Annotated in this window: 16 protein-coding genes; 13 read left to right on the top strand and 3 right to left on the bottom strand. The window is 37.4% G+C overall.

All coding sequences use genetic code 11. The features are described 5' to 3' along the window. Positions 1 to 21 precede the first annotated feature (21 nt). The 12 genes from atpD (at position 22) to fabZ (ending at position 10,827) form a co-directional block, all read left to right on the top strand. Positions 22 to 1,443: a F0F1 ATP synthase subunit beta gene (gene atpD / locus AC1VNJ_RS19600; protein WP_013059799.1), complete on the top strand. Its 1,422-nt coding sequence runs from the start codon at positions 22 to 24 to the stop codon at positions 1,441 to 1,443. A 26-nt stretch (positions 1,444 to 1,469) separates the two neighbouring features. Then, positions 1,470 to 1,874, top strand: coding sequence for a F0F1 ATP synthase subunit epsilon (locus AC1VNJ_RS19595; RefSeq protein ID WP_028411988.1), 405 nt, complete (start codon positions 1,470 to 1,472; stop codon positions 1,872 to 1,874). 274 nt (positions 1,875 to 2,148) lie between these two features. Continuing rightward, entirely contained in the window at positions 2,149 to 2,385 is a 237-nt protein-coding gene (locus AC1VNJ_RS19590; RefSeq protein WP_013059797.1) for a DUF1146 family protein, read from the top strand. 160 nt (positions 2,386 to 2,545) lie between these two features. After that, positions 2,546 to 3,286 (top strand): YwmB family TATA-box binding protein, encoded by a 741-nt coding sequence (locus AC1VNJ_RS19585; RefSeq protein ID WP_028411989.1) that lies wholly within the window; start codon positions 2,546 to 2,548, stop codon positions 3,284 to 3,286. Between the two features lie 31 nt (positions 3,287 to 3,317). Continuing rightward, positions 3,318 to 4,622 (top strand): UDP-N-acetylglucosamine 1-carboxyvinyltransferase, encoded by a 1,305-nt coding sequence (gene murA, locus AC1VNJ_RS19580; protein WP_028411990.1) that lies wholly within the window; start codon positions 3,318 to 3,320, stop codon positions 4,620 to 4,622. Between the two features lie 161 nt (positions 4,623 to 4,783). Further along, positions 4,784 to 5,806: a stage II sporulation protein D gene (gene spoIID, locus AC1VNJ_RS19575; protein WP_028411991.1), complete on the top strand. Its 1,023-nt coding sequence runs from the start codon at positions 4,784 to 4,786 to the stop codon at positions 5,804 to 5,806. Positions 5,807 to 5,967: 161 nt separating this feature from the next. Beyond that, a complete protein-coding gene (spoIIQ, locus tag AC1VNJ_RS19570; RefSeq protein WP_028409695.1) occupies positions 5,968 to 6,798 on the top strand; it encodes a stage II sporulation protein SpoIIQ in 831 nt (276 codons plus the stop codon). 275 nt (positions 6,799 to 7,073) lie between these two features. Further along, positions 7,074 to 7,337: a sporulation transcriptional regulator SpoIIID gene (gene spoIIID, locus AC1VNJ_RS19565; RefSeq protein ID WP_013059792.1), complete on the top strand. Its 264-nt coding sequence runs from the start codon at positions 7,074 to 7,076 to the stop codon at positions 7,335 to 7,337. Between the two features lie 186 nt (positions 7,338 to 7,523). Next, the gene (gene mreB / locus AC1VNJ_RS19560; RefSeq protein WP_013059791.1) at positions 7,524 to 8,525 is read left to right on the top strand and encodes a rod shape-determining protein; all 1,002 of its coding nucleotides are present in this window, start codon (positions 7,524 to 7,526) and stop codon (positions 8,523 to 8,525) included. 114 nt (positions 8,526 to 8,639) lie between these two features. Further along, positions 8,640 to 9,464: a flagellar hook-basal body protein gene (locus tag AC1VNJ_RS19555; protein ID WP_482641195.1), complete on the top strand. Its 825-nt coding sequence runs from the start codon at positions 8,640 to 8,642 to the stop codon at positions 9,462 to 9,464. 23 nt (positions 9,465 to 9,487) lie between these two features. Beyond that, positions 9,488 to 10,309, top strand: coding sequence for a flagellar hook-basal body protein (locus AC1VNJ_RS19550; RefSeq protein WP_033580402.1), 822 nt, complete (start codon positions 9,488 to 9,490; stop codon positions 10,307 to 10,309). A gap of 83 nt (positions 10,310 to 10,392) precedes the next feature. Next, entirely contained in the window at positions 10,393 to 10,827 is a 435-nt protein-coding gene (gene fabZ, locus AC1VNJ_RS19545; protein ID WP_013059788.1) for a 3-hydroxyacyl-ACP dehydratase FabZ, read from the top strand. 28 nt (positions 10,828 to 10,855) lie between these two features. On the opposite strand, the gene AC1VNJ_RS19540 is transcribed toward fabZ, so the two are convergent. Then, positions 10,856 to 11,278 carry a helix-turn-helix domain-containing protein gene (locus tag AC1VNJ_RS19540; RefSeq protein ID WP_028411995.1) on the bottom strand — a complete coding sequence of 141 codons (423 nt, stop codon included), beginning with the start codon at positions 11,276 to 11,278 and terminating at the stop codon, positions 10,856 to 10,858. Positions 11,279 to 11,801: 523 nt separating this feature from the next. Then, positions 11,802 to 12,239 carry a YwpF-like family protein gene (locus AC1VNJ_RS19535; protein ID WP_028411996.1) on the bottom strand — a complete coding sequence of 146 codons (438 nt, stop codon included), beginning with the start codon at positions 12,237 to 12,239 and terminating at the stop codon, positions 11,802 to 11,804. 96 nt (positions 12,240 to 12,335) lie between these two features. Between AC1VNJ_RS19535 and ssb the strand changes: the two genes are divergently transcribed. After that, complete coding sequence (gene ssb / locus AC1VNJ_RS19530) at positions 12,336 to 12,698, top strand: single-stranded DNA-binding protein (protein ID WP_482641194.1); 363 nt, start codon at positions 12,336 to 12,338, stop codon at positions 12,696 to 12,698. Between the two features lie 282 nt (positions 12,699 to 12,980). On the opposite strand, the gene AC1VNJ_RS19525 is transcribed toward ssb, so the two are convergent. Continuing rightward, complete coding sequence (locus AC1VNJ_RS19525) at positions 12,981 to 14,027, bottom strand: C40 family peptidase (RefSeq protein ID WP_028411998.1); 1,047 nt, start codon at positions 14,025 to 14,027, stop codon at positions 12,981 to 12,983. Positions 14,028 to 14,266: the final 239 nt, after the last annotated feature.

Here is a 14,266-nt window from a genome sequence, read left to right as displayed (position 1 = left end):
AGCAAGTTAGGAGGGAACACGATGACAAAAGGACGCGTTACTCAAATCATGGGTCCAGTTGTAGACGTAAAGTTTGACAACGGACACCTTCCGGCAATTTATAACGCCCTTAAAATTTCACATAAACCGAGCAGTGCAAGTGAAGTTGCAATCGAATTAACATTAGAAGTTGCGATTCACTTAGGTGATAACACAGTTCGTACAGTAGCAATGTCATCCACTGACGGCTTAGTTCGTGGATTAGAAGTAGAAGATACAGGTGCAGCAATCTCAGTACCAGTTGGTGACGTTACGTTAGGTCGTGTATTTAACGTATTAGGTGAAAAAATCGACTTAGACGCCCCAATCGATGCAGGTGCACGTCGTGATCCGATCCACCGTCAAGCACCAAAGTTCGAAAATCTATCTACACAAGCTGAAATTCTTGAAACAGGTATTAAAGTAGTAGACTTATTAGCTCCTTACATTAAAGGTGGAAAAATCGGTCTATTCGGTGGTGCCGGTGTAGGTAAAACAGTATTAATTCAAGAGTTAATCAATAACATTGCTCAAGAGCACGGCGGTATTTCGGTATTCGCTGGTGTAGGTGAGCGTACGCGTGAAGGTAATGACTTATACCATGAAATGACAGACTCTGGTGTTATTAAGAAGACGGCTATGGTATTTGGACAAATGAATGAGCCGCCTGGTGCACGTCAGCGTGTTGCATTAACAGGATTAACAATGGCAGAATACTTCCGTGACGAACAAGGTCAAGACGTATTATTCTTTATCGATAATATCTTCCGTTTCACACAAGCGGGTTCAGAAGTATCAGCATTACTTGGCCGTATGCCATCAGCAGTAGGTTATCAGCCAACATTAGCGACAGAAATGGGTCAGCTTCAAGAGCGTATCACGTCAACAAGCGTAGGTTCTGTAACATCGATTCAAGCGATTTACGTACCAGCCGATGACTATACGGATCCAGCTCCAGCGACAACATTTGCTCACTTAGATGCAACAACAAACTTAGAGCGTAAATTATCAGAGATGGGTATTTACCCTGCGGTAGATCCATTAGCATCTACATCTCGCGCTTTATCTCCTGAAATTGTTGGAGAAGAGCACTATGCAATTGCGCGTCAAGTTCAACAAACGTTACAGCGTTATAAAGAGTTACAAGATATCATTGCAATCCTAGGTATGGATGAGTTATCTGATGAAGATAAACTTGTTGTACAACGTGCTCGTCGCGTTCAATTCTTCTTGTCCCAAAACTTCCACGTAGCAGAACAATTTACAGGTCAAAAAGGTTCTTATGTTCCTGTAAAAGAAACTGTTAAAGGATTTAAAGAGATCTTGGAAGGTAAATACGATCATTTACCTGAAGATGCGTTCCGTTTAGTTGGTCGCATTGAAGAAGTTATTGAAAATGCGAAACGTATGGGAGTAGAAGTTTAATTTAAGGGACATAGGAGGTTTTTTAAATGAAGACAATCCATGTCAGTGTAGTGACTCCTGATGGCCCAGTTTACGAATCAGAAGTGGAAATGGTAAGTACCCGAGCACAGAGCGGTGAGCTTGGTATTTTACATGGCCATATTCCGATGGTTGCTCCTTTACAAATTGGAGCCGTCCGCTTGAAGAAAGCAAGCAGTACAGAACTTGTGGCTGTTAGCGGAGGATTTCTTGAAGTAAGACCTGACAAAGTAACAATTCTTGCACAGGCTGCTGAAACAGCTGAAGCGATTGACGTAGCTCGTGCAGAAGAAGCGAAAAAGCGCGCTGAAATGCGCCTTGATAGCAAACAAGACGACGTTGATGTTAAGCGTGCTGAAATTGCCTTAAAACGGGCAGTCAATCGTTTAGATATTAGTCAACGTAAGTTCTAAAAAAAGCCCTCTCAAACGAATGAGAGGGCTTTTTTGCTCTATTATATAAAAGAGGAAGAGCAAATAGCATTCGTCTATGATTATATATTCTATTTAACTAAGCGTATCCGTCTTCTTTATTTTTCTTAATAATGGAAAAGGATCTTAAAATAGGGAATAAAATAAATGTTTTTCATGTTACCGTTTACGAATTTGCATAAGTGTGCTTTAATATGAAAAGAAGAGACGATGATCGTCTCTTCTTTTCATATGGTGTTTAAAAGGAGTGCTTTTATTGTTTGGAGGAATTGAGCAGCAAACGTTACTAACCATGATTTCACATTTGATTTTTATTGTGATTACTTGGTATGCTTTGCAAGGCTTTCAAATTGAAAAGCTGATGAAACCTAATCATGTGTTTCAAGCAAAATTAATGCTTATTTTATTGACCATTACTATTTCATCAACAGTAAGTAATTTCTTTTTGGATTATTTATTTTGGTCACAGCGCATTCCCTCATTTTTTCAATGATTGGCAAGCTATGAGTCTATGATAAAATAGACGTTCATTCGTTGAAGATATACGAATTTATACGCTAATGTATGTCGCTATGTCTAAATATGACGACCCTTTTCATGTATGTATCATCGCCTTCTGGAAAGACTGATGAGTACGGAGAGGGAGTGGCGAAATGTTTAAAAAAATTAGTGTCTTTTTGGCTATTTTCATTACTGGCTTATTCGTATATCATGGAAGTTATGTGAGCAATGCCCAAAACAATGAAACTACTATTGAGAAGATTGTTCACACCTTAAATAAGCAGCATGTTTCGTTAACTGAAGTATCGTTGTATGCAAGAGAAGAAGTAAAAGCTGTTACTGACCAAAAAACCTTCTATTCGCAAGCTGAAAGTATTAAAAGTAATTTTAGAGGTTTTAAATGGGAAGTGAAGAGGGAAAGAGACCTATGGAAAGCAATAGGTACACGCAAAAGTGAAGATGTGAACGAAGTCATTCTGTTAACTTATGCGATCGATGAACACAGCAATGCGTACATATCGTATCATGTAACGGGACAAGGTTTAAAAGAAAAAAATATGACCCATTTTCAAAATGTATTTCAGACAAATTATGAAAAAATTTTCCTGTCAGAACCCATAATTTTCTCTTGTGCAACAGGGGAAATCAATGATAAGATGGAAAGTGTTTTGTCTGTTGAAATTCAAGACCTATTACGAGCTTTCAATGCTAAACCAGTGGAATCTCTAGTGGAAGAGTCATTTACCTCTGTTTCAGCATATACTGGACTGTGGAAAGAAGCTCTTCAAACGAAAAAGCAGGAAATGAACTTACAAATTGCATTACGCAAGACAAGAATGGGCGGTCAAACAACCATAGTTGTTGGCACACCTATCATTACGTCTGAATATTAATATAGAGAAAATGGACGCGGAGGGGAATACCTTGGAAAAAATCATCGTCCGCGGTGGAAATAGATTAAGCGGTACAGTTAAAGTTGAAGGAGCAAAAAACGCCGTTTTACCTATTATCACTGCAACCTTATTAGCTAGTGAAGGAAAAACAATTCTAAATGATGTACCAGCTCTCTCCGATGTATTTACGATTGGCGAAGTTTTAAGACATCTGAATGCAGAAGTAGATTTTGAAACAAATCGTGTAGTTGTAGATGCATCAAGAGAGTTAAAAACAGATGCACCTTTTGAATATGTAAGAAAAATGCGCGCTTCAGTACTTGTAATGGGTCCTTTATTGGCGCGTATGGGTGAGGCTCGTGTAGCTTTACCTGGTGGATGTGCGATTGGATCAAGACCGATTGATCAGCACCTTAAAGGATTTGAAGCAATGGGTGCTAAAGTTCAAGTAGGAAATGGTTTTATTGATGCAAAAGTTGAAGGAAGACTAAAAGGTGCTAAAATTTATTTAGACTTCCCAAGTGTAGGTGCCACAGAAAATATTATGATGGCAGCAGCATTAGCGGAAGGCACTACAATTATGGAAAACGTAGCAAAAGAACCTGAAATTGTCGACTTAGCAAACTTCTTAAACGCAATGGGCGCTAAAGTTCGCGGTGCAGGAACTGGTACGATCCGTATTGAAGGTGTTAATAAATTATATGGTGCAGAACATGCAATTATTCCAGATCGTATCGAAGCTGGAACATTCATGGTAGCAGCAGCTATTACAGGTGGAAACGTACTTGTACGCGGTGCAGTAGCAGAGCACATCAGTTCACTTGTTGCTAAAATGGAAGAAATGGGTGTTGAAATTACTGAAGAAGGCGACGGCTTACGTGTTGTAGGACCTGAAAAGCTAAAATCAGTAGATATTAAAACAATGCCTCATCCAGGGTTCCCTACGGATATGCAATCTCAAATGATGGCATTATTATTAGCAGCAGAAGGCACAAGTATGATTACAGAAACAGTTTTTGAAAACCGCTTTATGCACGTAGAAGAGTTTCGCCGCATGAACGCTGATATTAAAATTGAAGGACGCTCTGTTATTATTAACGGACCTTCTCAACTACAAGGCGCTGAAGTAGCAGCAACAGATCTTCGTGCAGCAGCAGCGTTAACATTAGCAGGACTTGTAGCAGACGGTTATACGCGTGTAACGGAATTAAAACACCTTGATCGTGGTTATGTAAATTTCCACAATAAATTAGCCGCTTTAGGCGCTGATATTGAACGTGTAAATGACGAAACAAAGCAGGTAGAACAAACTCAACAGGCTTCAGACGTCAAGTAAATATGTCATAAAAAAGCATCTCATAGCGAGATGCTTTTTTTGTCGTTGGACGACCCTTATGGCCGGTTTGCTGTCATAAAAGGTTGTCCACCTCCATACATATGGAATATAGGGATATAGGTGTTCCTTGTCAAAATAATAGATATGGAGGCTAGGCGTTCATGAAACAAGCAAAGCCAATCGTCGTACTAGGAGTCATCTTTTTTTTCGTTGTGTTACTCATCCCAACACTTCTCGTTGTTCCTTTTACTGAAAAGACAGATGGAAAGCTACATGAAAATGTCAAACAGACCCCAAAAACCGAAAAACTACAAAAAGTGACAGCGTCTCCTCTTGATGTCAGTGTTTATCGTACGGAAACGAAAAAAGTAGAAAAACTGCCGCTCGAAGACTATCTTGTAGGGGTAGTAGCAGCTGAAATGCCTGCTACTTTTGAACTTGAAGCACTTAAGGCTCAAAGTTTGGCAGCCAGAACCTATATTGTGCAAACTATGATGAATGGAAATAGTCATCTTCCCCAAGGAGCGGATGTGACTGATACCGTAGAGTACCAAGTATATTTAAATAAAGATGAGCTAAGAAGCCGATGGAACAAAGACTATGATTGGAAAATCAAAAAAATTCAAGAAGCAGTGAAGGACACCCAAGGTCAAATTCTTACGTATAAAAATAAGCCAATTAATGCTACGTTCTTTTCTACCAGCAATGGTTACACTGAAAATTCAGAAGCGTATTGGAAGAATTCCATTCCTTATCTAAAAAGTGTAGCTAGTCCATGGGATAAAAAGTCTCCTGAATTTACAAATCAGAAAGTAATGTCTGTTGCTAGCTTTGAACAGAGGCTTGGAGTGAAATTAACAAACAGTGGATCAGTAGGTGAAATCGTCTCTAGAACGCCGGGGCAGCGCGTAGATTACGTAAAGATAAACGGTAAAGAACTGTCGGGAAAAGATGTTCGGGAAAAACTGGATTTATCGTCAGCCGACTTTCATTGGACAAAAAAAGGGAATGAAATTATCATCAATACAAAAGGATATGGACATGGTATTGGGATGAGTCAGTACGGAGCAAATGGTATGGCACTGGAAGGAAAAACGTATAAAGATATTGTTACTCATTATTATACAGGTGTTGCAATTACTCCTAACGATCAGTTTGTTGCACAATTGACAGCTAAACGCTAATTCAACGACCCTTATAGCAGGGTCTTTTTTATGTTTTTCACTTTTTTTAAATAAAATGTATATTTTAGATTCATCTGTTGAAAAATAATCGAAAAAAATTTTTTATCGCTGTGTATATATTCATTCAATTGTGTTCAGACTGATTGCTGAGGTGATGATATATGAGAGAGGAAGAAAAGAAACGTACTTCTCCAAAATCGAAAGTTCAAAAATTAGTTAGAAAGCGTTGGGTGTTCCCGGCTATCTATTTAGCGAGTGCAGCAATTATTCTTACAGCAGTCCTTTGGTTTCAAGCTAATGGAAATGATATTAGCAAAGAAGACAAAAGCGGCTATAGCCAAGACGGTACGGCTTATCGAGACGACGCTGTAGAGGTAAATGCTTCGCTTGAAAATTTAAAAATGCCAGTTGCTAGTGAAGCATCAGCTATCGTGAAAAAGCCTTTCTACGACGATCAAGCATCTGAAAAACAACAAGAAGAAGCACTAGTTTTCTACAACAATACGTATCATCCAAACACAGGTGTTGATTTAGCTGTTAAGGGAGATAAATCATTTGATGTTGTAGCAGCAGCTAGCGGTACAGTAACAAAAGCAACAAAAGATCCTTTACTAGGTTATGTAGTAGAAATTGATCACAAAGATGGTTTAGTAACACAGTATCAATCTCTTGAGAAAGCTGATGTAGAAGTAGGAGATATTGTTAAACAAGGCCAAACGATCGCAAAAGCTGGAAAAAGCTTATATAATCAAGAAGCAAAAACACATGTGCACTTTGAAGTTCGTAAAGATGGTGTAGCAATTAATCCAAGCAGTTATTTTGGAAAATCGGTTAGTTCTATCAAAGAAGTCAAAGCAGCTGAAGTGACAGAACCAAAAGACGACTCTTCTTCTGAAGAATCAAAGGATAGCGAAAAATCATCTGATGAAAAGACTAAAGAAGATAAAGATTCAAAACAACCTTCAACAGATACGTCTAAACCAAATGCATAAAGCAAGACCATAAATACGAAAAGAAGCTGGATAAAACCGAGCTTCTTTTTTTATGAATTTTTCTAAAATGAGATGCATTATGTTAAAAAAGTAAATAAAAAACACTAAATTTTCAAAAAAATATAAGAAATCACTTGTCCTTACTGACTTTTCTAGCATATATCTGCACACAAGCTAATAAACTGTTACAAACCTATAAAGAGAATGTTAGAAAAGGGATAATATATACATTCCCTTGGATACTTCTCATATCCAATTTGGGGAGGGCGAGTAGTGTGCACGATTACATCAAAGAGAGAACTATCAAGATTGGAAAGTATATTGTAGAAACAAAGAAAACAGTTCGTGTAATTGCGAAAGAATTTGGCGTTTCGAAAAGTACTGTCCATAAAGATTTAACAGAGCGTCTACCAGAAATAAATCCTGAGTTAGCAAATGAAGTAAAAGAAATTCTTGATTATCATAAATCTATTCGGCATTTGCGTGGAGGAGAAGCAACAAAATTAAAGTACAAAAAAGAAGAAGAAACTGTAAAGTAAAAGAATGCCCGATATTGCCTTTTTTATAGAGGTAGTATAGGGCATTTTAATTTTTGGATAAAATAGGTATATAATAAATATTTTTGCTAATAACAACATACATATACAAATTGTGATAAAATAGTAAATTAGGAAAAAAGAATGGTTATCATGCAAAGATATGTAAATAGAAGGAGGATTTAAGGTATGTTAGCAAAAGACATTGGTATCGATTTAGGTACAGCTAACGTCTTAATTCACGTTAAAGGCAAAGGAATTGTGTTAAATGAACCGTCTGTTGTGGCGATTGATAAAAATACAAATAGAGTGCTAGCAGTAGGGGAAGAAGCGAGACGTATGGTAGGAAGAACGCCCAGTAATATTATTGCCATTCGTCCATTAAAAGATGGCGTTATCGCTGACTTCGAAATTACCGAGTCTATGCTCAAACACTTTATTAATAAATTAAATGTAAAAGGTTTTTTATCCAAGCCTCGTATTTTAATTTGTTGTCCAACAAATATTACCTCTGTTGAACAAAAAGCAATTCGCGAAGCTGCTGAAAAAAGCGGTGGAAAAACCATTTATTTGGAAGAAGAACCAAAAGTCGCGGCTATTGGCGCTGGAATGGATATCTTTCAGCCGAGCGGAAACATGGTCGTAGATATTGGTGGAGGTACAACCGATGTGGCTGTCCTTTCAATGGGCGATATTGTAACAGCAGCTTCTATTAAGATGGCTGGTGATCGTTTTGATGCGGAAATTTTGCAGTACATTAAGCAAAAATATAAGCTCTTAATTGGAGAGCGTACAGCAGAAGAAATTAAAGTGAAAATTGGCACAGTGTTTCCTAAAGCTCGTAATGAAGAGCTGGACATTCGAGGGCGAGACATGGTTTCAGGCTTACCTCGTACGGTTACTGTTTATTCTGAGGAAGTAGAGGAGGCACTTAGAGAGTCTGTCAGCGTCATTGTACAAGCTTCGAAAAGTGTATTAGAGCGTACACCTCCCGAACTTTCTGCCGATATTATAGACAGAGGCGTTATTTTAACTGGCGGTGGAGCATTGCTTCACGGTATGGATCAGCTGTTAGCGGAAGAATTAAAGGTGCCTGTGCTAATTGCAGAAAATCCAATGGGTTGTGTAGCTGTTGGAACAGGTATTATGCTTGATAATATTGATAAACTATCTCGTCGCAATATTGTTTAAATAAATGAAGACTCCTCTATTGGCTCGTTTCATACAGAGGAGTCTCTTCTTTTATTTATTATACTCTGTCAGCCGGCTATAACGAACAACGTTTACTTGTAAGGAGGATGAAGTATGTTTAAAGGGTTTTACACGGCAGCAGCGGGTATGCTGTCTCAGCAGCGTCAAACTGACTTATTAACGAATAACATAGCAAATGCTAATACGCCAGGATTTAAAGCAGATCAAGGTACGTTAAAGGCATTTCCTGATATGTTACTGCAGCGAATGGAATCTGAAGATTTACCCACTGACCGTAACATCTCTGTTCAGAACAAAAAAGACATAGGTACAATTAATACGGGTGTGTATATGCAAGAAACAGTTCCAAATTTTACACAAGGTGATCTTCAGCAAACGTCTCAATCAACTGATATTGCATTGATGGAGCAAAATATGCCTACAAAAGAGGGCGGCCTATTTTTTGTGGTACAAAGCCCTAATAATACGCCTCAATATACAAGAAACAGTAATTTTACATTAGATCAAGAAGGGTTTTTAACTACGTCTACGGGAGCTTATGTATTAAATACAAATAATCAGCCAATTCAACTGAAAAGTGAAAACTTTACAGTTGATTCACAGGGTAACGTAACGGAAAATAATCAGCAGATTGCACAAATCGGTATTGCTTATTCTAGTGATTTACAAACGGTTAAAAAGGCAGGGAATGGATTGTATGAAACGTTGAACAATCAGTCCTTGCCTTCAGCAAGAAATAATCCAGGCATTTTTTATCAGTTAAAGCAAGGATTTGTTGAACGTTCCAATGTAGATGCTGCTCAAAGTATGACGGATTTACTAACAGCTTACAGAGCTTTTGAAGCAAATCAAAAAATAGTGCAAGCTTACGATAGAAGCATGGATAAAGCGGCAAATGAAATTGGACGTGTGCGCTAAAAGCAACAGGGGAGATGAAGAGAATGAACCGTACAATGATAACAGCGGCTAATACAATGGGGCAGCTACAGCAGCAGCTTGATGTCATCAGTCACAATTTATCTAATACAAATACGACAGGATATAAATCGAGAGACGCTTCATTTAACGATATGCTGTATCAACAAGTAAATAATCAAGTAGACCAGGGAACAGAAAAGCGGCTTACACCGTCTGGAATTCGACAAGGTTCAGGAGCTTATCTAGACCAAACACGCTTAAATATGACGCAAGGTGCTTTTGAAAATACAGACAAACCATTAGATGTAGCTGCATCAAATCCAAACGTTTATTTTCAAGTTGCCGTAAACGATTCCGAACAGCCTGTACAATATACGCGAGATGGTTCATTTCACCTTAGGCCTGAAGGCCCCAACAATGTTAAATTAGTAAACGGTTCTGGCCAGGATGTGCTGGGGGAAAATGGTCAAGCTATTATTTTCAGTAACGCATTTAAAGATATACAGATTGATGGAAGTGGAACGATAACGGTTACTACGAATACGGGCGTTGACCAGTTTACCCTTGGGTTAACAAATGTCCAAAAGCCGCAGGAGCTAGAAGCTAAAGGAGAAAATCTATTTGCTTTTCCAGCTGGGATGAACCAACCGAATATGTTTACAGATCTGACTGGAAAAGCTCGAGAAACAGCAGGCGTAGATCAAGGGAAATTGGAACAGTCAAATGTAGATTTGAGCAAAGAACTCACTGATATGTCCATTGCCCAACGTGCGTATCAGTTTAATTCCCGCTCTATTTCAATTGCAGACCAAATGATGGGCTTGGTGAATGGAATCAGAGCTTAAGCAAGTAGTTGCTTCTCAATTGAGCATTCTGTATATTGATAATAGTATCGTATGTTACATGCGGTTTGAAAGGAGACTTATTTATGCTTGATATTGAACAAATTAAAGAAATTATTCCACACCGATATCCATTTTTATTGGTCGATCGTATTTTAGAAGTGGAAGAGGGAAAGAAAGCAGTTGGTTTAAAAAACGTATCTGCCAATGAAGAATTTTTTAACGGGCATTTCCCTGACTATCCTGTGATGCCAGGGGTTTTAATTGTAGAAGCTTTGGCTCAGGTAGGAGCAGTAGCTATGCTAAAAAAAGAGGAAAATCAAGGACGTTTAGCATTTTTTGCAGGCATTGACAACTGCCGTTTTAAAAAGCAAGTAAGACCTGGTGATCAACTGCGTTTAGAGGTTGAAATTGTACGTGCGCGTGGATCTATTGGCAAAGGAAAAGGTATCGCAACTGTAGATGGAGAGTTAGTCTGCGAAACAGATATTATGTTTGCTTTAGGCGATAAAAAAGAATAGTACATAAGAGCTGCTGATGCAGCTTTTTTTATTGGCGCTGCAAAGCAGAAAAAAGTTTCTTTAATAAAGGTATAATATCCGTTAGCAACTCTTTTTGAAGAGTTGGTGACAGAGATGAAAATTGTAAGAGCACATGTTTTAATAAGGGCTGTTTATCTATGAGGGTTAAAATGGTATTTTCCTGTGAATCCGATTCACGTTTTCTTGTTAAGTAAAGAAGTTGGAAGTCATGTAAATAATCTTGTTTATAAGAGGAAGGCTCAATAAGTTGGTCGAGCGTAATTTGAAAACAATTACATAGAGATAGAAAATCAAAAATGGAAGGCGTTTGTTTCGAACATTCCCATTTTGAAATAGTTGTACGAGAAACATTCAACTGATTTGCTAATTCTTCTTGTGAAAATCCTCCTTTTAGTCTGAAATGTTTAATTCTTTCTCCAAAATCTTTCATATGCATCACCTGATTTCGTAAAGATAAGTATATGTCTTATTGTTCGAATGTAGTTCATGTTCTTTGTAACATGCTTAATTTGCACAATATGAAACATATACACTTTACTTTCTGCAATAGAGGGAATAAAACCTGTTTTTATTTCTTTTTTTTCTCTAAAAAGATTCATTTTTCTGCATGGATATAAAAAAAAGAACAAAAATAGAGGTTTTTATAGTAAAAAAATCCTATTTTTTGTTCGGTATATTGAAAAAAATGGTTGAATAACGGGGAAAAATGCATTAATATACGAATTACAAAGAAAAAGGAGTGAAAAAATGACAAATTTTTATTTGAAAAGGCAAGGTGCTCGCATAAGAGATAATCGCTTCAAACGTTCTAGTCATGCACATTTATTTTTAGGAAAAAAAGAAAGGTACCTCTCCAGTGAGTTCTCTTTTCTTTACCCTTCTCATGGACCAACGAAAAAGACCTCAAACAATAATCCTCTCTTTTAAATCCAGACATCTTGAGATGACTTGACTTATTTTTTAGATGTACTTTTTACTGGTCTGTTTCGAAGCTGCAGTTTGAACTGTTGAAGTAAATCTTGACCTGATAACCCTTGGTTAATTAAATCCTCTAAGAGCATTTCAGCATAATGAAGTCTCCGTTCTTTTAAAACACCTTTCATCAACAAACTAATACGATTTTCACCAATTGAAGTAATGGAAGCCACGGTAGCTATAAAGGTAGCTGGATCATTTGTTTCTTTCGTAATTTTAGCTTCTACCGTCACTTTTTGTTTATCTTTCAACAAAACATGAAATTCATCGTACCATTTCTTATCGATAACTGCTTCTAAAATCCAGTTATTTTCGCCGTCTTCTTTATTAATAATAAGGCCATTAGTTAGTGAGACAGACTGACGCTTTTCTTGATCATCAACCAATTGAAATGACACAAGTTTAAATGTTTTCATTGATGTTTCCTCCTTTACGTAAATAGTAGGTTATCCATATTATAACATGAATGAGCTTAAAGATTCCCATTATTCAATCAGTTGGAGTGGTAGACTATGATTAACCATATTGTTCTTGTAGGAAGACTGACAAAAAAGCCGGAGCTTCAATATACCCATGAAGGGATTGCCGTATCTACTATTACGTTAGCAATTAATCGAACGTTTCGAAATGTTGAAGGTGAATATGATGCTGATTTTGTCAACATTACTCTGTGGAGAAAAAATGCAGAAAATACAGCTGCTTACTGTGATAAAGGAGCGGTTGTAGGCGTGGTAGGGCGTGTACAAACGCGCACATTTGAAAATAATCTTCAGCAACGAGTATATATGACCGACGTTGTGGCTGATGCGGTTAAATTTTTAAGTGGAAAGCCATCTGATTCTTCTTCATTTGGTTCAAATCAACAAGAAGAATAAAGTGATCTAGTATGAAAGGGGGTGATTAGTTCAGCTAAGGTTTTAATTCCCCTTATCTATCATAATAGAAGATAGATCCTCCTTAAGAGCAAGGCTCTTTCTATATTCTCAAGAGAGAAAATTAAAGTATTCACTATCCCCGAATTATTCCTCTATTTCAGCCGTTAAATTATTTAACGGTTTTTTTAATGAAAAGATCCGAACGAGTTTAATTCTCCATCAAGAATCAAACTCATTCGGATCTTCCTTCAGCTAACATACTCTTGTCTCAGCTTCTATCAGTTATTTAGCAAACCTTTTTGCACCTAAGTAGCGCTTGCTCCAGTAGCTGTTATCTAAGCTTGCAATGGTTACACCGGTAGAAGATCCAGCATGAATAAATTGACGATTACCAAGGTAAATGCCCATATGTGTAGGGCCGCTAGAATATGTATTAAAAAACACTAGGTCACCAGGCTGTGGATTACTTACGGGTGTTGATACACTCCAATAACCAGCCGTCGTATAGCGCGTTGTAGAAATTTGTTGTTTCATTACGTAATAAATGAATCCGCTGCAGTCGAAACCAGAAGGAGTTGTGCCACCCCATTTGTAAGGAACACCCATATAACGTTTTGCATCTGAAATCATTTGCGATACATTTAATGTTCCGCTAGAAGTTGAAGGTGTTGATGTACTTGGTTTTGTTGTTGGCGTAGTTGTTTGAGCGCTTTTTGATACCTTTAATTGTTGATTTACATAAATCGTATTAGACGTTAATCCATTTATTTGTTTTAATTCGCTCACGCTCATGTGAAATGCCGAAGCTATTTTAGACAGGCTATCTCCACGCTGAACTTTGTAAGTTCCGTTTGCATCCTTAGAAGGAGTTTCTGCTGGTTTACTCGTAGTTGGAGTCGATGCGCTGTTGCTTCCATTTACTTTTAACGTTTGGTTAATATAAATGATGTTGGAAGAAAGAGTGTTCAAACGTTTTAATTCTTCTACGCTCATATTAAAACGAGTAGCCACTTTCCAAAGGGTATCGCCGCTTTGAACTTTATAGGTTGAACCAGTAGCAGGAGCTGAAGGCTTTTCTTCCTTATTAGATGGTTGAGAGGTTGAAGCAGAAGGAATCGATAACGTTTGTCCTATACGAATTGTATTTGAAGATAACTTATTTACGCTTTTTAAAGCTTCTATCGTTGTATGATATTTAGTAGATAACGACCAAAGTGTATCTCCAGCTTTCACTTGAACAGTTGAAGCAGATGCTTCAGCTGAAGCTTGATATAAGAATGTCCCGCCAACAATGGCGCCTAGAGATAAAGCGAGCTGCCTTTTTTTCATTAATAAATCCCCCTAATTATGTAAATGTTTCGTGTTTATTTTTCCAATATGTCTATTAAATTACAAAAATATTATATGTATAAATATGCTGGAATTTAAAGAGAAAGTAAAGGGTCTTTTTCGCTATAAAAATACCTTTTTATTCAAAAAACGATATTTATCGCGTTTTTTGTATCTTTATCAGTAGTTGAAGAACGATTTACACTTAATTTTTTGTGTCGAATGATCTAATAAAAAAA

The sequence above is a fragment of the Priestia sp. 3CA3 genome, assembly GCF_056836725.1.
This window is presented reverse-complemented; position numbering and strand designations above follow the sequence as displayed.

Excerpts from the sequence above, each read along its gene's own strand:
- atpD (WP_013059799.1), top strand. The coding sequence starts at position 22 with ATGACAAAAGGACGCGTTACTCAAATCATGGGTCCAGTTGTAGACGTA.
- AC1VNJ_RS19595 (WP_028411988.1), top strand. The coding sequence starts at position 1,470 with ATGAAGACAATCCATGTCAGTGTAGTGACTCCTGATGGCCCAGTTTAC.
- AC1VNJ_RS19585 (WP_028411989.1), top strand. The coding sequence starts at position 2,546 with ATGTTTAAAAAAATTAGTGTCTTTTTGGCTATTTTCATTACTGGCTTA.
- spoIID (WP_028411991.1), top strand. The coding sequence starts at position 4,784 with ATGAAACAAGCAAAGCCAATCGTCGTACTAGGAGTCATCTTTTTTTTC.
- spoIIQ (WP_028409695.1), top strand. The coding sequence starts at position 5,968 with ATGAGAGAGGAAGAAAAGAAACGTACTTCTCCAAAATCGAAAGTTCAA.
- mreB (WP_013059791.1), top strand. The coding sequence starts at position 7,524 with ATGTTAGCAAAAGACATTGGTATCGATTTAGGTACAGCTAACGTCTTA.
- AC1VNJ_RS19555 (WP_482641195.1), top strand. The coding sequence starts at position 8,640 with ATGTTTAAAGGGTTTTACACGGCAGCAGCGGGTATGCTGTCTCAGCAG.
- AC1VNJ_RS19550 (WP_033580402.1), top strand. The coding sequence starts at position 9,488 with ATGAACCGTACAATGATAACAGCGGCTAATACAATGGGGCAGCTACAG.
- fabZ (WP_013059788.1), top strand. The coding sequence starts at position 10,393 with ATGCTTGATATTGAACAAATTAAAGAAATTATTCCACACCGATATCCA.
- AC1VNJ_RS19540 (WP_028411995.1), bottom strand. The coding sequence starts at position 11,278 with ATGAAAGATTTTGGAGAAAGAATTAAACATTTCAGACTAAAAGGAGGA.
- AC1VNJ_RS19535 (WP_028411996.1), bottom strand. The coding sequence starts at position 12,239 with ATGAAAACATTTAAACTTGTGTCATTTCAATTGGTTGATGATCAAGAA.
- ssb (WP_482641194.1), top strand. The coding sequence starts at position 12,336 with ATGATTAACCATATTGTTCTTGTAGGAAGACTGACAAAAAAGCCGGAG.
- AC1VNJ_RS19525 (WP_028411998.1), bottom strand. The coding sequence starts at position 14,027 with ATGAAAAAAAGGCAGCTCGCTTTATCTCTAGGCGCCATTGTTGGCGGG.